Below are 25966 nucleotides of genomic sequence, written 5' to 3'. Positions count from 1 at the left end.
CGGTCACTGAGGTCGTTATGCCTACGTGGTTGCTAGTGGTATTGCTTATCGGGCAAATATTTATTGGGTTCTTTGCTGCGATGGCGATGATGTTCATGGCCTGCGCCGAGAATGCACCGACTCTTTCTAAGGGGTTGAACCGCGTTTTAGTCAGCTTATGGGTTATGTTTATAATCGCCTTGGCAGTGAGTGTGGGCATCATCATTGTCGGGCTTATCAACGCCACGCAATACAGCTTTGCGTTGCTCATCCCTTGGCCTTTGCTGTTGCTGATATCGCTTATTTGGAGCTGGGTCAGTCTGCGAGCAAAAAGACACAGGGATAAAAAAAGAGGCTAACTGAGCCTCTTTCTTGTGATTTGCGCTGATAAGTTATTTTTCGTCATCAGGTAGCGTGACATTGAGCTCCAACACCGCTAAGTCGTCTTCATTTTGCTCTAGCTGCACTTGCACTGCTTCGGCATCAATGGCCACGTATTTACGGATCACTTCAAGGATGTCTTGTTTTAGCTGCGGCAAGTAATCAGGCGTGCCGCGCTGTGAGCGCTCATGAGCGACGATAATTTGCAGCCGCTCTTTCGCCAGCGATGCGCTGGATTTTTTTTGCGAACGAAAATAATCTAGTAATGACACCTTATCCTCCAAAAATCCGTTTGAATAGACCACGCTTCTCAACGTCCAAGAAGCGGAATTCAATTTGCTCACCGAGTAGACGGTTGATGGCATCTAAATAGGCTTGACCGGCATCTGACTCAGCGTCCAATACCACAGGCTGACCTTGGTTTGAGGCATTAAGCACCGCTTGTGACTCCGGGATAACACCCAACAAATCAATAGCCAAAATTTCGTTAACGTCTTCAACTGAAAGCATTTCACCTTTTTGCACGCGCTCAGGGTTATAACGGGTAAGCAGCAAATGCTCTTTGACTGGCTCTAAACCTTCCTCTGCACGACGTGACTTGCTCTGTAAAATACCAAGGATACGGTCCGAATCGCGTACTGATGATACCTCAGGGTTGGTGGTTACAATGGCTTCATCTGCAAAATATAAGGCCATCATCGCACCGGCTTCAATACCTGCTGGCGAATCACACACAATATAGTCAAAGCTCTCTTTCATTTCATTGAGGACTTTTTCGACACCTTCTTTGGTTAACGCGTCTTTGTCGCGAGTTTGCGAAGCGGGGAGCAAAAACAGCTTATCAACACGCTTGTCTTTAATAAGCGCTTGGTTGAGGTTTGCTTCACCATTGATCACATTAACAAAATCATAGACCACGCGGCGCTCACAGCCCATGATTAAATCAAGGTTGCGCAGGCCAATGTCAAAGTCAATGATCGCCGTTTTAAAGCCTTTAAGGGCAAGGCCTGTGCCGATTGCGGCGCTTGAAGTTGTTTTACCAACGCCACCTTTACCTGAAGTAACGACAATAATTTTTGCCATGTGTTTTATCCTTTAACCAAAGCTGATAAATGAAGTGAGTCATCGCGTTGGCGAACTTGGGCTGGCTGGCCCCATAAGTCCCCTTGTAACGAATCACTGATCCAATAGCTGCCATTGACTGAAACAAGTTCGGCTTCAAGTTTTTGGCAGAAGATTGTGGCGTTTGCGTCACCTTGCGCACCGGCAATAGCACGGCCTCGCAAAGTGCCATAAATATGAACATGTCCGTCAGCAATGACCTCGGCGCCATGGCTGACAGAGCCCAAGATAATCAAATCACGTCCTTTAGCATACACCTGCTGACCTGAACGCACGGTGCCTTCTACAACCAAGGTTGGTTCATTTTCTACTTTGGCTGTAGCTTGAGGGGAAGGGGCTTTTTGTTGACTTTGTTGTACGTCTTTGGCGTAGTTAAGCACCGACAAGCCGGCTTCTTTTGCACTGTTATGTTGACTATCACTGCCACTGCATACCCCAACCGGGTTAAAAGCAAGGCGTTTTAATGTGTCTCTTAGCTGGGTGAAATCAAGCGTTGCATCTTGGATTGCTTCAAGATTGATAACGATGGGCGCGCCTGCGAAAAACTTCGGAGCTTGCGCTATTTTAGCATCAAGCTGTTCAGATAAGGCTGCAAGATCCGGTGTTAATAACCGCAACACGGATAACGTGAAGAGATTCCCTTTTAATTCGAATAATTGTTCCGACATAAGCGCTCGTATTCGTGTGGCCGAATTATTTGTTATCGCATATCTGTGGCGTCGCCATTTTAACTTGGCAGTCGCAAACAGTGATGAGCGTTGAGCTTTGGCCACTAAACTTACCACATAGATTAGCTCTCATGGTATAGTGTCAAGGTGTGTTTCGCAACAATTTAAAGGCCTTAAGATGCTGTGTGCCATATACAAGAGCAAGAAAAAAGCAGATACCTATTTATATGTACCCAAACGTGATCATTTTGACGATGTTCCTGAGCCGCTGATGGACAGTTTTGGGTCGCCAGAATTTGTGATGTTGATTAATTTAGCGACAAAAGAGCGCTTGGCGCTTGCCGATATTGACAAGGTTAAGGCTGAATTAAGCGACAACGGGTTCTATTTGCAACTACCACCGCCAACTGAGAATATGTTGGACGAATTAAGACAGCAAAATGGAGTAGAGCGTGATTAACACCATCAGCAAGTATATAGCCAGCGCCTTCAAGCCTGTTGCCTTATCCACTTTATGTGTGGCTGGCGCAGCAACAATTACTTTTCCGTCTCTGGCAAACTCGCAGGTAGCAAGTGTTGAACAACAACAGGTGCAGTTTGACGCCTATGTTAAAAAACTGCGCTCAGAAGCGCTGGAAAAAGGCTATGACGCAGCCTTAATTGATTCGGCGTTCGCCACTATAGAGTTTAAGCCTAAGGTGATCAGCGCCGATAAAAACCAGCCTGAGGTCAAAGAAACCTTAGAGACTTATCTACCAAAACGGGTGCCTCAGTGGAAAATAGACCGCGCCCGTAAACTCTATAAAGAGCATAAACAGACACTGGAAGAAGTGGCTGATAAATTTGGCGTGCAAGCCCGCTTTATCGTTGCGTTGTGGGGGTTGGAAAGTAACTTCGGTCGTATTCAAGGTGGCCACCCAGTGATCTCAAGTTTAGTGACACTGGCTTACGATGGCCGCCGTGAGGCGCTATATAAACGCCAACTTTGGGCAGCGTTAGACATTCTTAAAGACGGCCATATCGACCTTGAACATTTCAAGGGTTCTTGGGCCGGGGCTATGGGGCAAACACAGTTTATGCCAAGCTCCTTTAATGCCTATGCCGTAGATTACAACGGCGATGGCCGCAAGGATATCTGGACCACCGAGGAAGACGCGTTCGCCTCCATTGCTAATTACTTAAAAAGCGTGGGCTGGAATGACTCGCTGACCTGGGGACGACAGGTAAAATTACCCGAGGATTTTGACAGCAACGCTATATTGCAGCGCGGTACGCGCAGCCATAAGCAATGGTTGCAGTACTGGCGTGAGTCCGAGCGCAGTTTAGCGCAGTGGCAAGCACTTGGTGTTAGGCGCATGGATGGCAGCGACTTACCGCAACGTGATATCACTGCGGCGATGGTGATGCCAGATAATGTGGATGGGCGTATGTATTTAGCCTACGATAATTATAAAGCATTAATGAACTGGAACCGTTCATATTATTTCGCCACCAGTGTCGGCTATTTATCCGACCGCATCGGTTACCCACCGGTGGAGTAACTTCACACTGGCGTGGCAACACGCTAATTTGCTACACTACGCCCCGGTTCAAAGGGGCGTTTTTATGTTAGAAGATAAGTTTTGGCAGACCAAGTCGTTGGCACAGATGAGTGACCAAGAGTGGGAAGCGATTTGTGATGGCTGTGGTAAATGCTGTTTAAATACCTTTATTGACAGCGACGAAGAACAACAAGAAGACTTCGCTGCCACCACCGAGCTGCGTCCCGGCGAGCAGCTTATCTATACCAACATTGTGTGTCAGTATTTGGATAACAAAACCTGCAACTGCACCGAGTATGCAAACCGCCAGCGCTTAGTTCCTTCATGTGTGAAGCTCACCAAAGACAACATTGACGATATCTTCTTTATGCCTAACAGTTGCAGTTACCGACGACTGCAAGAGGGTCGTGGGTTGGCCAGTTGGCACCCGCTACTTAATAAGGGCAAAAAGTCGAAGATGCACAGCGTCGGGATCAGCGTACGCAACAAAACAGTAAAAGACTGTGATGTTGATCTCGAGTACTTCGAAGACCATATCGCTCAATGGCCACAAAACGACTGCGATTAACGCTTTAGACTCAAAGCGGTGATGAAAGCTGAGCGCAAGCGCTCACCCTCAGTGGTGACAACGGCTGTTCGGGCTTAGTCTACTCAATGTCGAGTTGCTAATTTCATTGGCCGATATGTTTGCTTAGCCGTTACTTTCCTGTCGCAGACTCATTCGTAGCAATACAAAAGCCGAATATTAGTTGTATATAATTTGGAACGTTCCAGTAAATATTCTGTGATCTTGTTATGTGGATGTGTAGAATCCGAGACAACAAGTAGAAGGAGAACAACACGTGAGTGAGATGAATAATAATCAGGCTTACGTTGCATCGGCAGATAAACAAAGCAACTATACTTTGCCGCTTGTAGCGATGACCACCTTGTTTTTTCTGTGGGGTTTTATCACCGTTTTGAACGATTTACTGATCCCCAGATTGAAAGCAGTTTTTGACTTAACCTATACCGAAGCCATGCTGATCCAGTTCTGCTTCTTTGGCGCGTATTTCATTATGTCGTTGCCAGCGGGTTACTTAGTTAAGCGATTTGGCTATAAGAACGGTGTTGTCAGTGGCTTAATCGTTGCCTCTATCGGCTGCTTACTGTTTTACCCAGCCGTCGCCGTACACGAGTATTGGTTGTTTTTAGGCGCACTATTTGTGTTAGCTTCTGGGGTGACCATTCTACAAGTGTCTGCTAACCCCTATGTGGCCGCATTAGGCCCGGCGCAAACCGCCTCTAGTCGATTAAACTTGGCGCAGGCTCTTAATTCATTAGGCACCACTGTGGGGCCTATTATCGGCAAAATTTTATTGTTTGGCGGCAGTGCTGCGCTGGTTACCGAGGCTGCAACGGCGGACACGGTAAAAATTCCTTATTTAATGCTCGCCGCTGCGTTATTAACGATTGCCGTTGTCTTTGCAGCGTTGAAGCTGCCCGTGATCAAAGAGCACACTGAGGAATTCGACTGCAAAGCCAAAAACCACTCTTTATTAGAAGCCCCTCACTTGGTTTTCGGTGTTGGCGCTATCTTTTGTTATGTTGGCGGCGAAGTGGCCATTGGTAGTTTTCTTGTTAATTACTTTGGCGAAGCGCATATTGCTGGTCTAGCTGAGCACGAGGCGGCCCACCTCATTTCTTATTACTGGGGCGGTGCCATGGTCGGGCGCTTTATTGGCTCGGCAGCATTACAAAAAATTGCGCCGCATAAAGCGCTCCTCTTTAATGCTGTGGCCACCATTGTATTGCTGCTTGTCACTATTAATAGCCAAGGGATGGTGGCCATGTGGTCTGTACTGGCTATCGGCTTGTTTAACTCCATTATGTTCCCCACCATTTTCACACTTGCTATTGCGGCGCTTAGCTCACTCACCAGTCGTGGCTCTGGGTGGTTATGCTTGGCCATTGTTGGTGGTGCGTTAATTCCTCTCGTCCAAGGTTATGTAGCCGACACTGTGAGTTTGCAGTTAAGCTTCTACGTGCCGCTTGTGTGCTACGTATATATCGCTTGGTATGCGATGAGTACACCCAAGTTACAAGGAAAGTGGCAAGAGAAAATCGAAAAATAGCAGTACGATATATTTAAGCTTTGAAACACCGCCCTGATGCTTGTCAGGGCGGTTTTGTTTTAAGGTCGGTGAATACGTATTCATTACTCCTATTTACCAATATCCGCTGGAACGTTCCATTTTATCTTTCACCTATTTTGGGTTCCCAACTAGCTTGCTACTAAACATTCCGCTTTATAATAAAGGTTATACGCAGATGAGCTCGCGCACGTACGCATCTGCGGTCAGTTAACGTCACTTGTATGGCACAATTGTTACAGCTGTAATTAAACTGTATTAATAGCGCAACACCACTGTCACTTTCCTTCTCTACACTTTCGCACATCTTACATTCGTGTCGGATTTCCGGCTAAGCATTCGAGCTAAACATAAGGTGTATGCGATGAAAGGCGTTAAACCCCTGATATTAGCCACAGTTGTGGCGGCCACCAGCCCCGTGCTGATGGCTAATGAACTGGACACTGTTAAAAACAAAAGCAGTGAAATTAATGAGTTAGCGAAAAAATCTCAAAATAAAATCGATAACATCGCTGATTCAATGCAAAACCGCTTGCAAAAGTTTAAGGCACTCAACAAAGAAATAGACGGCCTCAGCGTCTATAACGCGCAGTTGCAAAAGCAAATTGCCAATCAAGTTGAAGAAATGGACAACCTTAACGCGTCGATGGACCAAGTATCGGTGATCGAGCGACAAATCACGCCACTGATGTTGCGAATGATCAATGGCCTTGAGCAGTTTGTTGCCCTAGATGTGCCTTTTTTACAGCAAGAGCGCAGCGAGCGCATTGCTAAGTTGCATGCTTTGATGGACCGCGCTGACGTGGCATCAAGTGAAAAGTTCCGCCGTGTGCTCGAAGCCTATCAGGTTGAGGTCGACTATGGTCGCACCATCGAGGCTTATACCGCTTTACAGGATGTAGATGGCAAAGAACGCGAGGTTGATTTCCTGCGCATTGGTCGCTTAGAGCTTATTTATTTGACCCGTGACGGCCAGCAAGCCGGCGCCTGGGATAAAGAACAAAAAGCGTTTGTAAAACTTGATGATTCGGCCATTAGCCAAATTAACAAAGGCTTGCGTATTGCGCGTAAACAGCTAGCCCCAGACATGTTAACCCTGCCTATCCAAGCTGCGGAATAAGAGGTACCGACAATGAAATTAATGAAACAGTTTACCCGAAGCGCAGCCTTGGTTGCCACTTTGGCGTTATCGCACTCTGCTTTAGCCGCAGACGCCATGGATTTAGATGCGCTATTAAAAACACTCGAGCAGGGTAAAGTCGCGCAGTCTGCGGAAAATAAAGAGCGTGAGCAGGCATTTATGGCCCGCGAAAACGAACAATTACAGATGTTGCGTCAGGCCGAGCAAACTCGCAACGCCAAGCTTCAAGAGTCTGAACAATTAGAAACGCGTTTCGAAGAAAACGAAGTAAAACTTGCACAGCTATCCGATACCTTGCAAAACCGCATGGGCACACTCAAAGAATTGTTTGGTGTGCTGCAGCAAGAAGCAGGTGAGAGTGCCAATAAGTTTGCTACCTCTGTTATCTCTGCACAGCTTCCAGGGCGTGATGAGTTCATGGAAGAGATGGCCCAAAAAATGGGTTCAAGTTCGAAACTTGCTTCTATCGAAGACATCGAGAAGGTGTGGTTTGAGCTGCAGCGAGAGATGACCGAGCAGGGTAAAGTCACGCGCTTTAATACCGAAGTGATCGTTGCCGGCGGCGCTAAAGAAAACAAAGAAGTGTTGCGTGTCGGCGCATTTAACCTTATTGCCGATGGCAAGTACCTTGAGTACAACAATGTCACCGATACCTTATCTGAATTGACTCGCCAGCCAGTTGATCGTTACACCGCCAGTGCTCAAGACTTACAACAAGCCACTGACGGCTTTGTGCAGTTCGCGCTGGACCCAACAGGCGGCTCTATTTTGGGCCTACTAGTGCAGGCTCCAGGTACTGAAGAGCGAGTGCATCAAGGCGGCACTGTGGGTTATGTGATTCTCGCGGTTGGCGCATTGGCGCTATTAATTGCCATTGAGCGATTCATTTCTTTGCTTATTATTGGCAGCAAAATTCGTCGCCAGCTTAAAGACGATGTTGCCCGCGACGATAACCCGCTTGGACGTGTGATGAAGGTGAAAGACCAATACCCTCACGTGGCGCACGATACTCTTGAGCTGAAACTGTCCGAAGCAATTTTACGCGAGATGCCAAAAATCACGCGTAACCTCACGCTTATTAAAATCATCTCTGTGGTGGCGCCGCTGCTGGGCTTACTCGGTACGGTCACCGGTATGATTAATACCTTCCAAGCGATTACCTTGTTCGGCACCGGCGACCCTAAGTTAATGGCTGGGGGCATATCTCAAGCCTTGGTGACAACGGTACTAGGTTTGGTCGTCGCCATACCGACGGTATTCCTTTATACCCTGCTTAATACACGCTCAAAGAACTTGTTGCTCATTTTGCAAGAGCAAAGTGCCGGTCTTATTGCTGAGCGCAGCGAAAAGGGAGCGTAAATCATGGTGCTATTGATTGATTGGATCAATGCAATTCGTGATTTTCTCGATACGGGTGGCCAGGTGCTCCTGGTCATCGGCATCCTCATCTTTGCTATGTGGTTGCTGATTTTGGAGCGCTTTATGTACTTCTTCCATGGCTATGGTAAGTACAAAAAATCGGTGCGCACGCAGTGGCAAAACCGCAGTGAGCGTAACAGCTGGAATGCCGAGCAAATTCGCCAAGCGATGATCTCACGGGCGGGAATGAAGCTTAACGCTAATCTTGCTCTGATCAATGTCATGGTTGCACTGTGTCCGCTGCTCGGTCTACTAGGTACAGTAACTGGCATGATTGAGGTATTTGACGTTATGGCTATTACTGGCACCGGCAGTGCCCGTTCCATGGCCTCTGGGGTGTCGAAAGCGACTATCCCCACCATGGCCGGGATGGTCGGCGCGTTGTCTGGGGTGTTTGCCTCTACATTTTTACAGCGCCGCGCCAAACGAGAAGTCGAATTGTTAGAAGATAAAATGGTCTTGGACCACTAGTTGCGATGATGCCTGTGCTTGGGCACAGGCAAGGAGAAAAAAATGAGAGCCCCTTTAGGTAAAATATTTCAAGAAGAAGAAGCAGAAGAAATTAACATGACGCCGATGCTGGATGTGGTCTTCATCATGCTTATTTTCTTTATCGTTACCGCGTCTTTTGTCAAAGAGTCAGGTATTGATGTAAACCGCCCAGAAGCGGCAACGGCGGTGAAAAAAGAGCGCGCCAATATTCTTGTCGCTATCTCCGATAAGGGCGAGGTGTGGATCAATAAACGGGAAGTAGACGTGCGCGCGGTGCAAGCGAATATCGAGCGTTTAAAAGCCGAAAACCCGCAAGGCAGCGTGGTGATTCAAGCGGATAAGAAAGCCACTACTGATACCCTGATCAAGGTGATGGATGCCGCCAGAGCTGCGGGCGTATTTGACGTGTCGATTGCGGCTCAAGAGGCCTAAGGAGCTGCCATCATGCGTTATTTTATCGCCCTGATAATCGCTGCGGTGGTGACCTTTATGCTGTTTTTAGGCATGCAGGCATTAATCTCCGGTGGCGAGGGAGCCATGACTGAGCCAGCTAAAGGCAACGTACTTGATTTTGTGCGCCTTAAGCAAGAAGAAACCGTCGAGAAAAAAGAGCGTAAACCGCAGAAACCACCGAAGCCAAAAGAGCCGCCACCACCGATGGACTCGCCGCAAACACAAAGCAGCGATCCTAACGCCAGCAGCGGTAATTTCGACTTTGCTGCCGATGTCAGTGCTGATGTCGACATTGGTAAAGGCTTAGCGCTAGAAAGCAGCGACGGTGAGTATTTGCCCATTGTTAAAGTCTCGCCTGTGTATCCACGCCGAGCTTTATCACGCGGTATTGAAGGTTATGTCATTGTCGAATTTACAGTGACTAAACAAGGCACCGTACGCGACCCGAAGGTACTTAAAGCCGAGCCTGAGAGTATTTTCGATAGAGCTGCAATGGATGCGGCTAAAAAATTCAAATACAAGCCGCGTATCGTTAATGGCGAGGCGGTAGAAGTGGCAGGGGTGCAAAACCGCATCACCTTCCAAATCAACGGTTAATGAGTGTGCCCCGCAGTGGGCACCTGTTGCGATTAAGAGGTTTACCATGACAAAACTGAACTCATTGCTGCTATTTGCAGGGTTAACATCGGCGACGTTAGTGTTGCCGAGCATGGCCAGTATGATCCCATCGGTGGCGCTCGCCAGCGCCCATGCAGAGCAAAAAACCAAACGCGTGCCGGCGCTGCGCGATAAGGTTTATAGCCAATTAGCACGGGCACAGAAGCTCGCTGATGACGGGGATGTAAAAGGCGGGCTAGCGGCACTTGACTCTGTTAAAGAGCGTGCTTCAAGCATGAATAGCTACGAAAAGGCCATGATGTACAATTTTTATGGCTTCATTTACTACAACGAAAACCGCTTGGGTGAAGCCATTGATGCTTTTGAAAACGTTGTTGCTCAGACGGACATCCCCGAGAGTTTAACGCTCAGCACGCTGTTCTCATTGGCGCAGCTGTCGATGGCCAACGATGATTATCAAGGGGTGATTGATTACCTGGCCCGTTGGGATAAGGTTAATACCAAAGCGCAGCCTGACAGTTATTACGTACTGAAATCTCAAGCCTATTACCAAATGAGCCAATATCAGGATGCATTGGCAGCGATAAACACAGCTATTGCACTTGCTGAAAAAGACGGGAAAACACCGAAGGAAAATTGGCTGGTATTGCAACGCGCTTTGTATTACTCATTACAACAACCAGAGCAGGTTGTGGCGGTGATTGAAAAAATGATTGCGCTGTACAACAAGCCGGAGTACTGGCTGCAATTAAGCGGTATGTATGGCGAGGTTGGACGAGAGAAAGAGCAACTGGCTACTATTGAGGCTGCTTATCAGCAAGGCTTTGTAACCAGCAAATCGGATTTACGTAACTTAGCCCAAGTTTATATGTTCAACGGCTTACCTTATAAGGCTGCGAAAGTTATGAAAACCGCTCAAGCCAAAGGTGTCGTCGCAGATAATGTTAAAAACAATGCCTTCATAGCAGAAGCTTTTGTACAAGCCAAAGAAGAGCGCAAGTCCCTTGCTTACTTTGAAAAAGCGGCTAAGCAAAGCCAAGAAGGTATTTATGACCAACGCCTTGCTGAGGTGCACTTGAATCTCGAGCAATATACAGAGGCGGCGGATGCGGCCAGGGCAGCTCTGGAAAAAGGGAGCCTACAGCATGAGTCTAATGCTTATGTGGCGTTAGGGATGGCGCAGTTTAACTTACAGAACTTTGACGCTTCTATTTTGGCCTTCGAACAGGCGGAGAAACACAAGCGCTCTGAGCGCTTGGCGCAACAATGGATAAAATATGTAAAAAATGAAAAGCTGCATGCTGAGACATTAAAGCAGGCGCTTTTATAAAGTGTTTATGATTAGGTATAATAGAGTTATTTAATATAAATATTAAATAACCTTGCCTGGTCTTTAACAACCATAATCGCAACACCAAAGCCGCCCTCGGGTGGCTTTTATCTTTTTAAGTAATAATATTAATAACTTAATCATGTCATCATATGTTTAAATAAGTGTCACTTCATTGTCATAAAGCCATCGTATTGTATGTCGTAACTTTTAAATGCGTTAACAATAATTGACATTCAACGGAGTATAACAATGAAACTATCTGACTTATTCAAGGTCAGCCTAGTGGCTTCAGCAGTCACACTGGCAGCATGTGGCGGCGACATCGAAATCACCCCAACTGTAAATGACAACAGCACAAATACAGATAACAGTGTTAATAATTCAAACAATACATCTGGTGGTGACAACTCCGATGATTTTGAATGTGCCAGCTACGAGTCTGACTCTGGTACGGTCCAAGGTGTATTTGATGGTCGTGATTGTATTTACAATGACTCCTTTGCCAGTAAAACTATTGAAATCACCAGTAACATTACGTTCTCTGAAATCCCAGATGATGGTGTGCACTTATTTGAGCAAGCACTGTTAATCGGTGAAGATGGCAACACCACAGAAGGTTTTGAAATTCCAGCAAATGGCCCAACGCTAACAGTTGAGCCTGGTGCTACCTTGGCCTTCCAATCTGGCGAAGCCATTATTCGTATCGCTCGTGGCGCAAAAATTCAAGCTAATGGCACCGAAGAGAAACCTATTACTTTCACTTCAGCTAATGCCTTCGACCGTTTTGATAGCGCAGGTGAAGGTGCTCGCTATGCAGATTGGGGCGGTATCATTATTAACGGTAATGGTATCACTGACCAATGTACTGATGCAGAGCGTGATGCAAGCACGTGTAACGTTGCCTCTGAGGGGATCACTAGCTACTTCGGTGGTGACGACAATACCGATTCTAGCGGTAGTATCAAATGGGCCAAAATTTGGTATGCAGGTTCAGGTCCTAAAGTAGGGGGTGAGGGCGATGACCTTAATTCACTTACATTAAATGCAGTGGGTTCAGGTTCAGAGTTTGAATACCTGCATATTCACCAAGGCTTCGATGATGGTATTGAATTCTTTGGCGGTGCAGCGACGATTAAGCACATTGTAGTTACCGACACGCAGGATGATTCATTCGACTTTGATGCGGGTTGGCAGGGTGCAGGTCAGTTCTTATACGTACAACATGGCACTGTGACCTTGAACGACGGCACTGTGGTAAACATGGGCAACAACGGTTTCGAATCTGATGGTGTTAAGGGTGAGTCTTCACCGCAAGTGGGCCCAACTAACCCGACCCTTGCTAACATCACCATCGTGACCACAGATGGCAATTCTGTGCGAGATGATGACCCTTCTCAAGCTTACAAGTTCGACGATGAGTTCAATGCCAGCATTTACAACGCCTTATTGGTTAAGAAAAATGCGGTAAACAGCAGCTGTATTCAAGTGACTTCTGATGGCGAAAAGCAAGCCGATAACATTATGTTTAATAACTCAGTGATGGCGTGCTCTTCAAACTTCACCGATACAGATACATTCGCAGCGGGCCCATTAGCAGGGCAAACCAAGGCGTCTTGGTTCGAAAATAGCGGCAGTAGCGAAATTTTGACTGATGATGTATCGGTATTGGCTGAAAATGGCTTTGCAACAAACACTGCCTCAGCAGATGTTTCAATTAATGCTAACGATTTAAGTGGCCTAGACTCAAGCTTCTTTGAGAGCGTAGATTACATCGGCGCGGTATCTGATCAGGACACAAGCTCTAGCTGGTATAAGTGGGTTGAGACTGCTGTTAATGCAGCGGCTCAAGACTAAAAGCCTAGTTATTTAGAGTGTTAAATTGAGGCGCCTTGGTGCTTGAGCAAAGCAGTAGGCGCCTATTTTTTGTCAAACTGATTAGGATGTATATCATGTTTAAACAACATAGGCTGAGCAAACTCACCCTCGCGGTTGGCCTGGGATTGTTTGTCCACACTAATGGCCTAATCGCAGCTGAAGCAGAGCTCGCAGCGAACGATGAAATAGAAGAGGTTGTGGCTGTAGGAACTCGGCTTCAAGGAAGCGCTGCAGCTGTGGTTGAAGAACGAAAAAATCAGGCATTCGTTGCTGATATTCTCGGAGCCGAGCAACTATCACGTACTGGCGACAGTGACGCTGCCTCAGCGCTTCGTCGTGTGACAGGCCTTACATTAGTTGATGGTAAGTTTATTTATGTTCGTGGTCTGGGCGAGCGTTATTCCAGTGCTAGATTGAATGGTGCCTATATCCCTAGCCCCGACCTCACTCGCAACGTCGTGCCGCTGGATATCTTCCCAGCAAGCATCATAGAAAGTATGGCGGTGCAAAAAGCCTACTCTCCCGATATGCCTGCGGCGTTCGGTGGCGGTAACATAGACATCAGAACCAAATCAATCCCCAGCGACTTTGTTGCCGGAGTGGAGTTGGGTGTTGGCTATAACACAACAGCGGATGAAGGCTATACCTATGATGGTAATGATGCCGGCGTTCCTCAAGCAATGAAAGATGCGATTGTTCGCTATCAAGGAAACTTTAGCATCAACAATATAGTTAACAGAGACTATTTGCAGGACAATGAGCAAGGAACGCGTGCTCAGCAAGCGACCGCTATCAATAACCAATTGTTAAAGTCATTGCCACGAAACTATGGCCTGAAAGAAGAGTCACTTGACCCTGAAATTGGCGTCAAAGCGCACATTGGCAATAGCTTTGAAGAGGATTACTTCGGCGGTCGTATTGGCTTTTTACTATCAGGTGCGTATGTTAACGAATGGGATGCACAAACTCGCTTTTCATCTGTGATTGCACAAGATGTCGATAGCAGTTGTGCGACTAGCCTAGATTCTGCCGAGCAGGTTGCAAACTCGTGCTATAACACCGTGAAAAATTCGACGGTAACGACCGAGAACGAGCGTTATAACGCCACGGCAAGCCTTGGTTACACCTTCGATACACATAGTATTTCTGCTCAACAACTCTATATTGTCGATAATGAAGACGAAACGGAAGTAGCGATTTCACAAAGCCCGGCGGGCAGTTCAACGTTTACCATTGCCGGTGACGGGTTAGCTAATCGCAATCACGAATTCAATCTTGAAGAGCGTAAGCTCAATGTATCCCAGTTCCTTGGACAGCATACTTTCTTGGATTTATGGGGAGTCGGCTTTGATTGGCAGTATACGCGTTCGAAAGCAACCACAGATATTCCCACCAACGTTGATTTTGAGTTTCGCGATCAATACGGCGAAAACGGTCGTTACGCGGGGTCTGAGATCACCGGAGACGACAACCGCGTGATCATGTCATATACCGATATGGAAGAACGTGTAACTTCCTATGGTGGTAACTTTAACTTGCCTTTGATGTTTGATGGTGTCGATGTCGAGTTTAAGGTAGGTTATGACTTTTCGGATCGAGCGAGAATCTACAACACTTCTAGCTTCACTGTGAACAACAGTGCTGGTGCTGCGATCAATGTCAACGATGGCAGTCGCGATCCGCTGACTAACAGCGGCTATTTAAGCGATCAATTTATCGATGGCAACGCCATTTTGGTCGATTTTAACGAACCAACGCCACCAGATGCTGATGACTATATTGCTGGTCAAAAGATTGATGCTGGCTATGGCTCATTCGATGTAATTTATGACCAATGGTTGCGCATTAGCGGCGGTATACGATATGAGGAGTTCAAACAAACCTCAGTTGGTACGTCTAGCCTTATTTTTGATGGCGAAGATTTGCAAACGATTTGGTCTGCCGAGAACATTGAAGATGGCACTATCTTAGAAGATGATTGGTTCCCCGCATTGTCATTAACTTATATTGGCGCAGAGCAATATCAAGTTCGAGCCGGTTACGGTGAAACCGTAGTGCGCCCTGACTTTCGTGAAGTGGTCCCTGTCACCTATTTTGATCCGCTAACCGATATTCGTACTTTTGGTCGCGTCGGTCTTAAGAGCAGTCCGATTAAGAATTACGACCTTCGCTACGAATTCTACGGTGAAGCAGGGAACTCCTACAGTGTCGCTGCCTTTTATAAGGATATAGAAGCACCCATTGAGACCGTTTTGCGTATTGGTGATGAAGACTACTCCGCGACCTTCGTCAATGGTGAAACTGCTGAGGTGTATGGTATAGAAGCCGAATGGCTTCAAGATCTGACGTTCTTGAGCGATGGTCTATTTACCAGTGGTAATATCACTTTAAGTGATTCCGAAGCGAAGATAGATCCTGCTTTAGCCGGAAACCTAACTAACCCAACTAAGCGTATGACGGGTCACTCTGAATACGTCGTCAATATGCAGCTAAATTACGACTCTGCTGATGGCGTTCATAGTGCGTCATTGGTCTATAACGTCTTTGGTGAGCGTATTCTCGCTGCTGGCGTAGCGGGGCGTGATGATGCCTATGAGCAACCATTTCACTCGTTAGACTTAGTGTACACGTGGTACCCAGATTTCAACTCTAAAGTGAAATTCAAAGTCCAAAACCTGTTAGACGAGCAAAAAGAAGTGACGCAGTCAGACATCGTAGTGCGTTCACGTGAAGAAGGTGTAGAATTCAGCGTAAGTTATGCTTATGAGTTCTAGTTTCAGGTAACAACAAAGAAAAGCCCAGCGAGTGCTGGGCTTTTTTATATGCGTATTAACGGCATTTAATAGTCGCATAAAGAGGATAACACTGGTTTTTGCTGCCCGTGCTTTTTTTAATCCACGCACTGCCATACCAGTCATAATCAGCATAAGACGATTCATCTTCACCACAGGTAACGGTACTTCCAGAAACTTCCTGATTGTGACCGCGTGCTTCACAAAAGGTGTTGCCATTGGTTGAGCCCACAAAGAAGGACTCTAAACGCCCATTAACCCACACTTTAGGGCCATAATAGGTCACTGTTGAAGCGGCTAATGAACCTTGTTTGTTGAGCATATTCACTTCAGCGCGCGTAAAGCTTACTTGCTCTTGGTCCGGTGCTGCCAAATTGACTGATGAGCTTTGAGCTGAGGCTGTTGATGATAGTGCTGCGACAGTCAATGCCGCGATAGAGGTTACGAATAAATTCATGACTATTTCCTTGTTTAATTGTTAATGCACACCTCCGACTGCCTGTGTACCTACTTACTACACCATCAAGTGTTTTCAAAATAGCGACAGAATGGTTAATAAATTGTGACTAACTAATAGGGTGATATTAGCTATATGAAATAATTTTAAGTTGTATCTAACCCACTAGTGCCTTGGGCGTTGCAGTGCTATTGTCAGAGATTCTCAGTGCTCGCTGGGTCTCACGCAATATGAATAAACTTGTAAGTAAGAGGAATCTGTAATGAAAAAAGTAGGCTTAGTAGGCTGGCGGGGGATGGTTGGCTCCGTACTGCTAGAGCGGATGCAACAAGAAAATGATTTTACTCATATTGATGTGACCTTTTTTACCACTTCACAGACAGGACAGTTGGGCCCGGAAATTGGCGGCGATGCTAAACCTTTATTGAGCGCCTACGATGTTGACGCGCTCAAGGGCATGGATGTTGTTGTGACCTGTCAAGGTGGCGATTACACCAATGAGGTCTATGGTAAATTGCGCGACAGTGGTTGGCGCGGGTATTGGATTGATGCCGCCTCGGCGCTGCGTATGAGCGACGAGAGCATTATTGTGCTCGACCCGGTCAATCATGATGTTATCGAGCAAGGTCTTGAACAAGGTGTAAAAACCTTCGTCGGCGGTAATTGCACGGTATCGTTGATGCTATTGGCATTGGGGGGCTTGTTTGAACAAGATTTAGTTGAGTGGGTCAGCCCCATGACCTATCAAGCGGCCTCCGGTGCCGGTGCGCGCAATATGAAAGAATTACTTAAGCAAATGGGTGATATTCATGGTGTCGTTGCCTCGCAACTTGCCGACCCTGCCAGCGCTATTTTAGAAATAGACAAGCTAGTTGCGAATAAGATGAAAGATGGGTCACTGGATTATGATCAGTTCGGTGTGCCACTAGCAGGTAGCTTGATCCCGTGGATTGATGTGCCAATGCCGTCGGGGCAAAGCAAAGAAGAGTGGAAGGCTGAGGTAGAAGCCAATAAAATTTTGGGTTCCTCGAAGCAACCTATCCCGGTTGATGGCTTATGCGTGCGTGTAGGCATGATGCGCTGCCACGCTCAGGCACTGACCATCAAATTGCGTGAGGATGTTAGCGTTAGCAAAATAGAGCAAATTCTTGCGAGTCACAACGAATGGGTGGATGTCATTGCCAACGAGCGTGGTGCATCGAGCGAAGAGTTGAGCCCTGTCAATGTCACAGGGACTTTACGAATTCCTGTTGGCCGCATTCGCAAGCTCAGTATGGGGCCTCGTTACATTAGTGCATTTACAGTGGGCGATCAGCTACTATGGGGAGCGGCAGAACCGCTTAGAAGAATGCTAAAAATTATCTGTAACGGGTACTAAGCTGCTGTAAATAGGGCACTTTTGTGCCTTTTTATTATTCCTAGCTAGACTTTTACCAGCGCATTTCCTAGTATACCTGCAATGTGTTGGTAGGAGTCTTGCCTGTGCGTTTTATTGTTGGCTTATTTGTCCTTGTTAGTACGCTCAGTGTGTCTGCCCACGAGTTGAAGGGCAGCTTACCAGATCATTACCCTCCTTATAGTATCGTGGGTGATACCACCCAAGGCATTATTCCTGACCTATTAGTGGCGCTGAACTCATTTAGTGATCATGCCTATAAAGCGCAGCCAAATACCTCACGGCGCTCATTAAAGTTGTTACACGAAGGGCAAATTCATTACCGCTTTGATTCCCAGCGCTGGGTTGCGAACGCCAGTGACTATTATTGGAGTGACGCGATAGTTGAAGTAAATGATGTGTTGGTTTATCCGGCAAGCGGCCCAGCAATCAATGATATAAAACAACTGCAAAGGTTAGCAAACGACCGCCAAAAGCCGTTGCGAATTGGAACCCGCTTCGATTACCACTATCCAACTTTAATGCCGCTGCTTAATAACGGAGACATGGTCCGTGATAACTTTTACTCGGAAATAAATATGCTAAAGGCCCTGGCAGACAAAGAGCATGGGCAACTCAGTGCTGTTGTAATTGCAGAGCATGTTTATGATTATCTGTTGAGGTCAAGACCTGAGCTGGTGGGTGAATTAGTTAAAAGTAACCGCCCCATAGACACAGCTCTTTACCAGTTTCAGTTTCCAAAAACTGATAACGGGCGTATCAATATGCTTTATACCAACCGCTTATTAGATAAGTTAAGGCGCAATGGCGAGTTGGAAAAAATAGTTAATAACTATACCCAGTAATAGGTTTATTTAAGCCACTGTTTAATAAGTTCAGCAATTGCCTTATGATGGTCCTGCGCATAGCAAGAGATAACTTGTTTTTGGCGCTTGCTCTGGTCCAATTTTGACTGCTTTTTTTGATGTAAGCGTGCGAAGGGACCTTGTTTTGATTTATCATTCATTGTTTTCTAACGACTGCCTAATGACTAAATTCAGCTATATTTTACCTGTGGTGTGTATGCTCTCCCTGAGTGCTTGTAAGGGCACCCAGCGTTATCATGAAACCCAATCTCAACGCTTAGACGAGTGTGCATATAAAAATGATGATGACTATTTTGCGTGCTTAGAGCAACAAAAACAGAACTATCAGCGGTTTCAACAACAGCGTCAACAAGAAAATAATTAAGCTAAATATTTCATAGTGTTGAAATACCTACCTATACTTTTAACTTCCGCTTTAAAAATATGTATGCTGGCATGGAAGTTAACAACAAGAAAAAGCGTTTTACAATACGCGTTACACTAATAACAACCTTCATATTTGCTTGTGCCTTCACGGCTATTGCGGCTATATCACTACACTATTACTTTAGTAGTAGTCTTGCAAAAAACGCAGCGGCAACGCAGTTTGAATTAATCGCCACTCAGGTTGCCAGCCAAGCGCGACGTCAAGAGCAGGCTGCGGTAAGCCTCGCCAATGTAATTAAGCTGCAAAATATTCGCGGTGCGAGATCCATTAGCGGCGAGCAACTAGCTCGCTTTAGTGCTTTATTAAGTGCTCAAGAACAGGTGTTTTCATTATTTTACGGCTTTAGTAACGGCGATTACTTTGAAATATCTAATTTAGAGTCCACTCCCGGGATTAGGCGCGTGTGGGGTGCAGCACCTAACGACCGCTGGGTTGTTGTACAAATATATGGTCAGGGCGGCGATAGGAAAAGGTATACCCAATTTCTCGACTCCAAGCTTAACGTCCGCATACAAACTGAGGAGCCAACAGACTACGATGCTCGGCAAAGGCCGTGGTTTAAGAACGCATCAAATCAAAGTGTAAATAAAATGCCCCCCTATATGTTTAGCTTTATAGGTCGCCCTGGCACGAGTTACGCGATTATCGGCAAAAATAACGTGGTAGCGGGGACCACCGTGTTGCTATCTTCTTTGTCTCGATACATGGACATACCTGATTATACCCTAACCGGCAATGGCTATTTATTTGATGACAATGGGGAAGTCAGTATAGAGCAACGTGTTGATGCGCCATCTGAACTCAACGTGACACCTCTCACCTTAGACGAACGTCAGCGTGCTTATTTAGATAAAGTCGGTACTTTGCGAGTAGGGGTTATGGATGATTACCCTCCATTTGAGTACTCAGTGTCGGGGCAACCTCGGGGGTACAGTGTTGAGCATATTCGTTTATTGGCGAGGAAACTGGGGGTCGAGCTGCAATTTATCAATGGCTATCGGTTTCCGGAACTAGTGGAGCAGTTAAAGTCCGGCAAAATAGATATGTTACTTGGACTTATGAAAAACGAAGAGCGTGAGCAATTTTGTGTATTTGCAAATGGCCACTATGACACAAGGATAATTGCCACCATGCGCCAGGGGGAGGCACAAGGGCAACAACGTTTAAGTGACTTCAAAGAGTTACGTATTGCCGCGCAAAAAGGCTACGCAGTTACAAAGTTTTTAAAAGCGCGTATGGGCAACGCCCACTTTATTGAATACAACGATACCCTCGATGCGCTGAAGGGTCTAAACAGAGGGGAGGTTGATGTTGTGTTCGATGATGAGGTGGTTATTAACTATATCCAAGCTTACTTCTATATTGAAGGGCTTGAAAAAGTAACCCAAATTAGTGAACTAAAATCACAAAGTGACTTCAACTTTCATCACACGGTAAGAAAGGATTTAGCGCCGCTGATGACGTTTATAAATCGGGCTATTAATGAACTAAAACCAAATTTGAAAGGAGATCTAAAACAAAAGTGGTTAGACTTTGACAGCTCCAGACGGCGTGCAGAGCTTTCACAGTTGCCCTCTAAGCAGTTACTGGATATTGCCCAACAAGCACCCCTACGCGATCGCATGCACGAAATAGAAATTGATAACAAAACACATTATGCCTATATATCGCGTGTTGAGGGGCTCATTGGTTCTGGGAATCAGGAATACATCGCGCTCATAGTCAGCGAGGATGAGGCCTTGTCGCAACTGCAATGGCAAGTAAAAAAGGCCATGTTAGTAACCTTATTTGTGTTATTTATAGTACTGATCATTATCTCCCAAATGGCGCGTAATCTAGCCAATCCCATTCAACGCTTAATTGAAGAAAATCAGAAGATTGGCCAACGAGACTATGACCATGTTCATTATGTCGACTCTCACATAGAGGAGATTCACCAACTTTCATCGGCCATGGTTAATATGTCTGAATCAATATGTGACTTTGAGGCCGGGCAAAAGGAATTGCTCGATGCATTTATTCAGCTTATTGCTCAGGCAATCGATGAAAAATCGCCATACACTGGGGGGCATTGTGCTCGCGTACCAGAGCTGGCGATGATGTTGGCGCAAGAAGCGAACAATCAACAAAAGGGGCCATTTGCACATTTTGGTTTTAATTCCAAAGAGCAATGGCGTGAATTTGAAGTCGCTGCGTGGTTACATGATTGCGGTAAAATTACCACGCCGGAGCATATTGTTGATAAAGGCTCTAAGTTAGAGTGTATATATAATCGGATTCACGAAATACGTATGCGCTTTGAAGTATTATACCGAGATGCTCGTATCGATTATCTTGAAGCCGTAAATAGAGAGCCTGAAGAGCAATTAAGGTTTTATGCAACGCTTCAGCAGCGGCAAAAGCAACTAAAGGAAGATTTTGCTTTTGTTGCCAAATGCAATGTTGGTGGGGAAATGATGTCTGAACAAGACCGCAGTAGATTGGAGTCGATAGCTGAGCAAACATGGTACCGAAATTTCGATGATTGCCTTGGGTTATCCCCGGCCGAACAGCGTCGGATGAAAGATTTTGAGCATACCACTGAAGGTGAAGAGTATTTACTTGCGGATAAAAAACGCCATATATTTGTCCGTAATGAAAGGGAATTTAGCCGCAATTCAGGTTTTGGTTTTAATATGGAACCAACTGAAAATAAACAAAACCTTGGCGAGTTATATAACTTGAAAATAGGTCGGGGTACTTTAACGAATGAAGATAGGTATATTATTAATGAACATATTATTACGACCATTCGCATGTTAGAAACTCTGCCGTTACCAGAGGATTTACAGCGTGTACCCGAATATGCTGGTGCGCATCATGAAAAGTTGGATGGCGGAGGGTATCCGCGAGGATTAATTGCTGAGCAAATGTCAGTGCCTGCAAGGATCATGGCCATTGCCGATATTTTCGAAGCGCTGACTGCAAATGACCGGCCATATAAGGAAGCAAAAACGTTATCCCAGTCACTGAAAATTATGAAATTCATGGCGCAAGATAGGCATATAGATAAAGATCTATTTGCTTTGTTCTTAACAAGCGGTGCTTACATGGATTACGCAAGGCAACATCTTAACGACTCGCAGATTGATGACGTTGATATCAAAGATTACATAATCGGGTAGCCGTCATTATGCATTTTGTTGTCTGAAGATTGCAAGAACCAAAACATTTACATAAGTACACACTGTATGGTAAAGATTCCGCTAGCGCAACACGAAAGCCGTTGACAGACTTGCGATCAAACTTTGCGCGAGGTAGTGAGCTTCTTATATTCGTCTTAATAGGTTATAGAGAATTACAGCCTATAATTTATGGTTAGTTAGTAACGGGGTTTCTATATTAGAAGCCCCGTTTTTTTATGCACTTTAATCTCAGATTGAGACTAGCAATATTCCTTAGAATTAATATACAAAAGTTTCTCTAGCGCGCTTGCAAGAATTATCCATCATGCGCTTATTGTATTTGCTCTTGTTGCCGCTGTATTCACCTCGCCAGAAATTACAAACCTCTAAGTTAGTCTTGTATGCGTTGCGCTTTGCTTCTAGTCCATCAGAGTTGTTAGTTTGTGATCGTTGCTGAGTCGATGATAGGGAACGTGGAACAAGCTTATTTTTCAAAGCCTCTTGCTGAGCCTGTGCTTGCGCTCTTGAGTGGGGTGTAGAATACGTAACTGGCTCTGGTTTTAAGATTTCTGACATACCTTTGCCGACGAAATACACCATCAATAGAGAGAACAAAAACATCAAAAAGGCGGTAAACAGGTTCGCAAGTACGATAGTTAAAAATAATTTGAAATAGCTGATGTTACCCATAACGCTTCCTTGTGTTAGGTGGTTGGCCTCGATGGCAAAGTTAGATTTTTAGCATGAATAATATACCAAGTAACGTAAGGGGTTCCAAGACGAACCCCAGTGAATGACAAGCTTTAACTTCAGTCGTTAGTGCCTGTTCTTCTGGCAATATCCCCGACAAGCTTAACTAGCTGCTCGTTAAGGGTTTGCATGAACTCTTGTTGGCTCTGTGTCTCCTTCTTGAGGTTGTCGTATAGACGTTTGTTTTGATCTGCCGACCACTTATAGCGGGGATAAAAACACAGGTGGCCGGGGCTGACTGTGTACCAAGGCGTTACTAGTTCAAAAGTCTGCGAGTCGATATAGCAATCTTTCCAGCCGCCAGTATCAGGCAGATAACCCCGCGCTTTGATATCTAGGAGTATCTTAATAGGTTTCGGTGCGTTCCCTTTCTTGAGGTATTTGTGAATAGTCACCTCATGGACGCCCAGCTCTTTGGATGCTTTTCGAGCCTGAAAACCGTAAACCTTCCGGAAATTTTTGACGAATTGATGGTCATACATGTTCTTTTACTCCTTTAAAACATTTAATGTTGGGAAAGGGGCAAAAGTCAAAGGAAAGTTTAAAAGCCTATATATATCAGTGATTTAAAAATGGTTAGTACCCACTAACCATGATTTATGTCCGGTCATCATAATTATAAAATCAAAAATAACGCTGTAAGTACATGATTTTACGATGAAATAGAGGGTTTTTGAGAGAAGTGCAGAGTCTCATTTTGAGACAAAAGTGCAGTATTACTACACCTTTTTGCCCTTCGGGTTCGCCAGTTTTGAAAACTGATTTTGTTTGTGAGAGCAAGTGGGAAGCTACTCTATTATCTCTACGTAATCATCCAGTTGTCTCATCAAAGCTAATTTCTACTTTTGGGCAAGCTGATGGTAAGTTTGAAGCCCACGACTTTATATTTTCTACACTCTCTTTGGTCGGAGTCTCCAACCGTCTAGGTCGTTTTTTTATTGAACCAAATGATGAATTCGTTGGAGCAAGTTTATATTTTAAGGGAGGGGCTCGATCATAAATTTTTCTTATAAAACGTATATGGTTTTTAGAAATCTCAAATACATTTTCTTCGTTATAATCCCAAACAATCAAATTTCTTGTCTTTCTTGATATTATAAATAAACAACTGAACTTTTCTTCTGGTGTCTGTATTTCATATCTCTCCAGTTTGTTTTTTTCTCTACTTTCTTGATATATTTTGTTGCCTGTCGATATGCTGTTAGAAACGATGAAAAAGTAAAGTATTGAAGATAAAATCGCAATTGTAGTTTTTGATGGTTTTGGAGTTTTACCCTTCTCTTTAAAGTTAGAATAAATTTTAAATAATAATGTTGAAGATAATAATAAAACTTGAAAAACAAAAAATGGAAGTATGAAATAGTATGAAAGCTTTAATATTATTTTGTTTGCATTGTTTATCTCAAAGTAAAGGTCTATTAAACCCGTAAAATCTGCATGCTTGAAAACATATAAACCCCAAGAGTTGAAATAATAGTTAACAGCTGAATACATGTGTAACGTTAGTATTATAAATGTTATTATTGTCACAATTGGCCAATATTCAACTGCTGACTTAAGATATTTTTTCGAGTCTGTTTCTATTTGTTCTAGTAATTCATCTATATTGCTTAACATGGGCGTTTCATCCACTACCAGAAAATCAAGCGAAATAGCGGAACCCCCTACGGGCTTCCCCCGCGATTTAACTTGACTGTCTGTTCGTTCCTGATTGTTTTTAATCATCACCGATATGCGGGCAATCCTCGCTAAAGCGAGGCCCACATTTCGATGATTTTTAACGCCCTTTTTAACTACTGTGTCATCAGTGACGAGGGCCTTATTAGGAGAGTAACAAATGAGCAGAAATAGTGAATACGAAGCACGTAAAAAAGAGCAAGGGTTTAAGAAAATAACCGTTTGGGTACCAGAAGAAGCGGCGGACGACTTTAAGCTAATGGCACAATTCGTATGCGAAAAGCCAGACCATACCCCATTTATGGCTAGGAACCTAACAACGGGCCGTATGGCTAAGGCAGTATAAATCACCTATAACCCTCTTGGGGAGTTAAGTATTAGCTTCCCAACAACTGATTGATAGATGATTTTACAAGGGTTGTGGCAGTGGTTTTGATGACTTCAAATGTCATAGCTTTCCCTTTTTCCTTCAATGTTTTTTTGACGTCCTTCCATAAGCCTTCATCTTTAATAGAATCCAAGAACTCATGCCCATTCCAAGTTAAGCCGTTTTGACCCTGTATAGTAAAATATCTAGGACCTTTGGATATGCTATTGGAAAAGATTGCTTCCAATAATTGTGCATCATATAAAAGCTTTACATGGTATGAAATTATATGCTGCTCTTCATCAGGGTAGTTGGATAAAGAAATACTTTTTGTAGGTTCTAACTCTTCGACTTCAAGTAGTATCCTTCTTATTATTTCCCAGTCTCGTCTCATCTTCAATGTTCCTTTTCTTTTTTTGTTTCTCAAATTTATTTATAGATTCCGCAAACAGAGCTTACAATTCTCTTATTTTTTTCTGTGGGATCCTTTGAATATACCTCAAGGTACTTAATGCACATTAAATCAGGCTGAGAACCTTCTTCTGAGGCGCGTTTAGTGCCTAACTTATGGTTAGTTCCTTCATACTGTGCTTTGGGGAATTGTATTGCATCAATTGTTACTGTTTTATTGATAAGATCTAATTGCTCTTCGTAAATTTCTTGTTGGGCTTCAAGACTGAATACGTAGAGAAGAAGAATGACTGCGAACGCAGCAATGATAGCGCTAAAGACCACTGCGAACATTTTTGAATAACTGACCTTGTCCATAAGGTATCCTCCTGAGTGACAAGTTCAGCATAGATTAATATCCGCTTAGATTTCAAGCTACTGAGATGAAATGTAATGTTTTATACGTTTAATGCTTTAGGAGTTTGGGAAAGGTTAGGGCAAGCGTTAGTGTGTACGCGCCCCAAAA

Annotated in this window: 27 protein-coding genes; 18 read left to right on the top strand and 9 right to left on the bottom strand. The window is 44.8% G+C overall.

All coding sequences use genetic code 11. The features are described 5' to 3' along the window. Positions 1 to 17: 17 nt before the first annotated feature. The gene (locus tag MHM93_RS08050) at positions 18 to 338 is read left to right on the top strand and encodes a hypothetical protein (RefSeq protein WP_239448618.1); all 321 of its coding nucleotides are present in this window, start codon (positions 18 to 20) and stop codon (positions 336 to 338) included. 33 nt (positions 339 to 371) lie between these two features. Here the strand turns inward: MHM93_RS08050 and minE are convergent, their stop codons facing one another. Genes minE through minC form a run of 3 tightly spaced genes read right to left on the bottom strand, consistent with a single transcriptional unit; the run spans position 372 to position 2150 of the window. After that, entirely contained in the window at positions 372 to 632 is a 261-nt protein-coding gene (gene minE / locus MHM93_RS08045) for a cell division topological specificity factor MinE (protein ID WP_022946848.1), read from the bottom strand. A gap of 1 nt (position 633) precedes the next feature. Beyond that, a complete protein-coding gene (gene minD / locus MHM93_RS08040; protein WP_022946849.1) occupies positions 634 to 1443 on the bottom strand; it encodes a septum site-determining protein MinD in 810 nt (269 codons plus the stop codon). A 5-nt stretch (positions 1444 to 1448) separates the two neighbouring features. After that, a complete protein-coding gene (gene minC, locus MHM93_RS08035) occupies positions 1449 to 2150 on the bottom strand; it encodes a septum site-determining protein MinC (protein WP_239448617.1) in 702 nt (233 codons plus the stop codon). A gap of 178 nt (positions 2151 to 2328) precedes the next feature. On the opposite strand from minC, the gene MHM93_RS08030 reads away from it, so the two are divergent. The 12 genes from MHM93_RS08030 to MHM93_RS07975 all read left to right on the top strand — a co-directional run bounded on the left by MHM93_RS08030 (position 2329) and on the right by MHM93_RS07975 (position 15928). Beyond that, entirely contained in the window at positions 2329 to 2610 is a 282-nt protein-coding gene (locus MHM93_RS08030) for a YcgL domain-containing protein (protein ID WP_022946851.1), read from the top strand. Positions 2611 to 2701: 91 nt separating this feature from the next. Continuing rightward, a complete protein-coding gene (locus tag MHM93_RS08025; protein ID WP_239448703.1) occupies positions 2702 to 3691 on the top strand; it encodes a lytic murein transglycosylase in 990 nt (329 codons plus the stop codon). Positions 3692 to 3755: 64 nt separating this feature from the next. Beyond that, positions 3756 to 4259, top strand: coding sequence for a YcgN family cysteine cluster protein (locus MHM93_RS08020; RefSeq protein ID WP_053909423.1), 504 nt, complete (start codon positions 3756 to 3758; stop codon positions 4257 to 4259). A gap of 274 nt (positions 4260 to 4533) precedes the next feature. Beyond that, a complete protein-coding gene (locus tag MHM93_RS08015) occupies positions 4534 to 5805 on the top strand; it encodes a sugar MFS transporter (RefSeq protein ID WP_239448616.1) in 1272 nt (423 codons plus the stop codon). A 382-nt stretch (positions 5806 to 6187) separates the two neighbouring features. Then, positions 6188 to 6943, top strand: coding sequence for a DUF3450 domain-containing protein (locus MHM93_RS08010; RefSeq protein ID WP_045979991.1), 756 nt, complete (start codon positions 6188 to 6190; stop codon positions 6941 to 6943). Positions 6944 to 6955: 12 nt separating this feature from the next. Next, entirely contained in the window at positions 6956 to 8323 is a 1368-nt protein-coding gene (locus MHM93_RS08005; protein ID WP_130146395.1) for a MotA/TolQ/ExbB proton channel family protein, read from the top strand. A 3-nt stretch (positions 8324 to 8326) separates the two neighbouring features. After that, on the top strand, positions 8327 to 8854 hold the full coding sequence (locus tag MHM93_RS08000) for a MotA/TolQ/ExbB proton channel family protein (RefSeq protein ID WP_022946857.1): 528 nt from the start codon (positions 8327 to 8329) through the stop codon (positions 8852 to 8854). 42 nt (positions 8855 to 8896) lie between these two features. After that, positions 8897 to 9307: a biopolymer transporter ExbD gene (locus tag MHM93_RS07995; protein ID WP_022946858.1), complete on the top strand. Its 411-nt coding sequence runs from the start codon at positions 8897 to 8899 to the stop codon at positions 9305 to 9307. A gap of 12 nt (positions 9308 to 9319) precedes the next feature. Next, positions 9320 to 9925, top strand: coding sequence for an energy transducer TonB (locus MHM93_RS07990; RefSeq protein WP_239448615.1), 606 nt, complete (start codon positions 9320 to 9322; stop codon positions 9923 to 9925). A 46-nt stretch (positions 9926 to 9971) separates the two neighbouring features. After that, positions 9972 to 11276 (top strand): tetratricopeptide repeat protein, encoded by a 1305-nt coding sequence (locus MHM93_RS07985; RefSeq protein WP_239448614.1) that lies wholly within the window; start codon positions 9972 to 9974, stop codon positions 11274 to 11276. Between the two features lie 252 nt (positions 11277 to 11528). After that, complete coding sequence (locus MHM93_RS07980; protein ID WP_138508224.1) at positions 11529 to 13133, top strand: hypothetical protein; 1605 nt, start codon at positions 11529 to 11531, stop codon at positions 13131 to 13133. Between the two features lie 95 nt (positions 13134 to 13228). Next, the gene (locus MHM93_RS07975; protein WP_239448613.1) at positions 13229 to 15928 is read left to right on the top strand and encodes a TonB-dependent receptor plug domain-containing protein; all 2700 of its coding nucleotides are present in this window, start codon (positions 13229 to 13231) and stop codon (positions 15926 to 15928) included. A 55-nt stretch (positions 15929 to 15983) separates the two neighbouring features. Here the strand turns inward: MHM93_RS07975 and MHM93_RS07970 are convergent, their stop codons facing one another. Then, positions 15984 to 16403 carry a hypothetical protein gene (locus MHM93_RS07970; RefSeq protein ID WP_239448612.1) on the bottom strand — a complete coding sequence of 140 codons (420 nt, stop codon included), beginning with the start codon at positions 16401 to 16403 and terminating at the stop codon, positions 15984 to 15986. 262 nt (positions 16404 to 16665) lie between these two features. On the opposite strand from MHM93_RS07970, the gene asd reads away from it, so the two are divergent. The 4 genes from asd (at position 16666) to MHM93_RS07950 (ending at position 22256) form a co-directional block, all read left to right on the top strand. Next, complete coding sequence (gene asd, locus MHM93_RS07965; protein ID WP_239448611.1) at positions 16666 to 17781, top strand: aspartate-semialdehyde dehydrogenase; 1116 nt, start codon at positions 16666 to 16668, stop codon at positions 17779 to 17781. Between the two features lie 104 nt (positions 17782 to 17885). Further along, a complete protein-coding gene (locus MHM93_RS07960) occupies positions 17886 to 18644 on the top strand; it encodes a transporter substrate-binding domain-containing protein (RefSeq protein ID WP_239448610.1) in 759 nt (252 codons plus the stop codon). A 181-nt stretch (positions 18645 to 18825) separates the two neighbouring features. Next, entirely contained in the window at positions 18826 to 19029 is a 204-nt protein-coding gene (locus MHM93_RS07955) for a hypothetical protein (RefSeq protein WP_045979997.1), read from the top strand. 71 nt (positions 19030 to 19100) lie between these two features. Beyond that, positions 19101 to 22256 (top strand): HD domain-containing phosphohydrolase, encoded by a 3156-nt coding sequence (locus MHM93_RS07950; protein WP_239448609.1) that lies wholly within the window; start codon positions 19101 to 19103, stop codon positions 22254 to 22256. Between the two features lie 279 nt (positions 22257 to 22535). On the opposite strand, the gene MHM93_RS07945 is transcribed toward MHM93_RS07950, so the two are convergent. From MHM93_RS07945 to MHM93_RS07935, 3 genes are all read right to left on the bottom strand, one after another. Next, entirely contained in the window at positions 22536 to 22946 is a 411-nt protein-coding gene (locus MHM93_RS07945) for a hypothetical protein (RefSeq protein ID WP_138508218.1), read from the bottom strand. 119 nt (positions 22947 to 23065) lie between these two features. After that, positions 23066 to 23488 carry a hypothetical protein gene (locus MHM93_RS07940; RefSeq protein ID WP_239448608.1) on the bottom strand — a complete coding sequence of 141 codons (423 nt, stop codon included), beginning with the start codon at positions 23486 to 23488 and terminating at the stop codon, positions 23066 to 23068. Positions 23489 to 23816: 328 nt separating this feature from the next. Then, positions 23817 to 24734 (bottom strand): hypothetical protein, encoded by a 918-nt coding sequence (locus tag MHM93_RS07935; RefSeq protein ID WP_239448607.1) that lies wholly within the window; start codon positions 24732 to 24734, stop codon positions 23817 to 23819. Between the two features lie 109 nt (positions 24735 to 24843). Between MHM93_RS07935 and MHM93_RS07930 the strand changes: the two genes are divergently transcribed. Next, positions 24844 to 25029 (top strand): hypothetical protein, encoded by a 186-nt coding sequence (locus MHM93_RS07930; RefSeq protein WP_239448606.1) that lies wholly within the window; start codon positions 24844 to 24846, stop codon positions 25027 to 25029. A 31-nt stretch (positions 25030 to 25060) separates the two neighbouring features. Here MHM93_RS07930 and MHM93_RS07925 read toward each other — a convergent pair whose 3' ends face one another. Together MHM93_RS07925 and MHM93_RS07920 are read right to left on the bottom strand one after the other, a co-directional pair. Beyond that, positions 25061 to 25444 carry a DUF2513 domain-containing protein gene (locus tag MHM93_RS07925; RefSeq protein ID WP_239448605.1) on the bottom strand — a complete coding sequence of 128 codons (384 nt, stop codon included), beginning with the start codon at positions 25442 to 25444 and terminating at the stop codon, positions 25061 to 25063. A gap of 35 nt (positions 25445 to 25479) precedes the next feature. Continuing rightward, complete coding sequence (locus MHM93_RS07920) at positions 25480 to 25818, bottom strand: hypothetical protein (RefSeq protein WP_239448604.1); 339 nt, start codon at positions 25816 to 25818, stop codon at positions 25480 to 25482. Positions 25819 to 25966: the final 148 nt, after the last annotated feature.

Origin of the sequence: Pseudoalteromonas sp. MM17-2 (assembly GCF_022347945.1) — a bacterium.
Lineage (GTDB): Bacteria > Pseudomonadota > Gammaproteobacteria > Enterobacterales > Alteromonadaceae > Pseudoalteromonas > Pseudoalteromonas ruthenica.
The sequence above is the reverse complement of the archived record's forward strand: the minus strand, read 5'-3'. Positions and strand labels throughout refer to the sequence as shown.

Bases quoted from the DNA above. Each gene is read 5' to 3' on its own strand.
- MHM93_RS08005 (WP_130146395.1), top strand. From the start codon at position 6,956: ATGAAATTAATGAAACAGTTTACCCGAAGCGCAGCCTTGGTTGCCACT.
- MHM93_RS08030 (WP_022946851.1), top strand. From the start codon at position 2,329: ATGCTGTGTGCCATATACAAGAGCAAGAAAAAAGCAGATACCTATTTA.
- MHM93_RS07920 (WP_239448604.1), bottom strand. From the start codon at position 25,818: ATGGACAAGGTCAGTTATTCAAAAATGTTCGCAGTGGTCTTTAGCGCT.
- MHM93_RS07955 (WP_045979997.1), top strand. From the start codon at position 18,826: ATGACTAAATTCAGCTATATTTTACCTGTGGTGTGTATGCTCTCCCTG.
- MHM93_RS08020 (WP_053909423.1), top strand. From the start codon at position 3,756: ATGTTAGAAGATAAGTTTTGGCAGACCAAGTCGTTGGCACAGATGAGT.
- MHM93_RS07925 (WP_239448605.1), bottom strand. From the start codon at position 25,444: ATGAGACGAGACTGGGAAATAATAAGAAGGATACTACTTGAAGTCGAA.
- MHM93_RS07995 (WP_022946858.1), top strand. From the start codon at position 8,897: ATGAGAGCCCCTTTAGGTAAAATATTTCAAGAAGAAGAAGCAGAAGAA.
- minD (WP_022946849.1), bottom strand. From the start codon at position 1,443: ATGGCAAAAATTATTGTCGTTACTTCAGGTAAAGGTGGCGTTGGTAAA.
- MHM93_RS08000 (WP_022946857.1), top strand. From the start codon at position 8,327: ATGGTGCTATTGATTGATTGGATCAATGCAATTCGTGATTTTCTCGAT.
- MHM93_RS08010 (WP_045979991.1), top strand. From the start codon at position 6,188: ATGAAAGGCGTTAAACCCCTGATATTAGCCACAGTTGTGGCGGCCACC.
- MHM93_RS07980 (WP_138508224.1), top strand. From the start codon at position 11,529: ATGAAACTATCTGACTTATTCAAGGTCAGCCTAGTGGCTTCAGCAGTC.
- MHM93_RS07940 (WP_239448608.1), bottom strand. From the start codon at position 23,488: ATGTATGACCATCAATTCGTCAAAAATTTCCGGAAGGTTTACGGTTTT.
- asd (WP_239448611.1), top strand. From the start codon at position 16,666: ATGAAAAAAGTAGGCTTAGTAGGCTGGCGGGGGATGGTTGGCTCCGTA.
- minC (WP_239448617.1), bottom strand. From the start codon at position 2,150: ATGTCGGAACAATTATTCGAATTAAAAGGGAATCTCTTCACGTTATCC.
- MHM93_RS07975 (WP_239448613.1), top strand. From the start codon at position 13,229: ATGTTTAAACAACATAGGCTGAGCAAACTCACCCTCGCGGTTGGCCTG.
- MHM93_RS07990 (WP_239448615.1), top strand. From the start codon at position 9,320: ATGCGTTATTTTATCGCCCTGATAATCGCTGCGGTGGTGACCTTTATG.
- MHM93_RS07945 (WP_138508218.1), bottom strand. From the start codon at position 22,946: ATGGGTAACATCAGCTATTTCAAATTATTTTTAACTATCGTACTTGCG.
- MHM93_RS07930 (WP_239448606.1), top strand. From the start codon at position 24,844: ATGAGCAGAAATAGTGAATACGAAGCACGTAAAAAAGAGCAAGGGTTT.
- MHM93_RS07970 (WP_239448612.1), bottom strand. From the start codon at position 16,403: ATGAATTTATTCGTAACCTCTATCGCGGCATTGACTGTCGCAGCACTA.
- MHM93_RS07950 (WP_239448609.1), top strand. From the start codon at position 19,101: ATGGAAGTTAACAACAAGAAAAAGCGTTTTACAATACGCGTTACACTA.
- MHM93_RS07985 (WP_239448614.1), top strand. From the start codon at position 9,972: ATGACAAAACTGAACTCATTGCTGCTATTTGCAGGGTTAACATCGGCG.
- MHM93_RS08050 (WP_239448618.1), top strand. From the start codon at position 18: ATGCCTACGTGGTTGCTAGTGGTATTGCTTATCGGGCAAATATTTATT.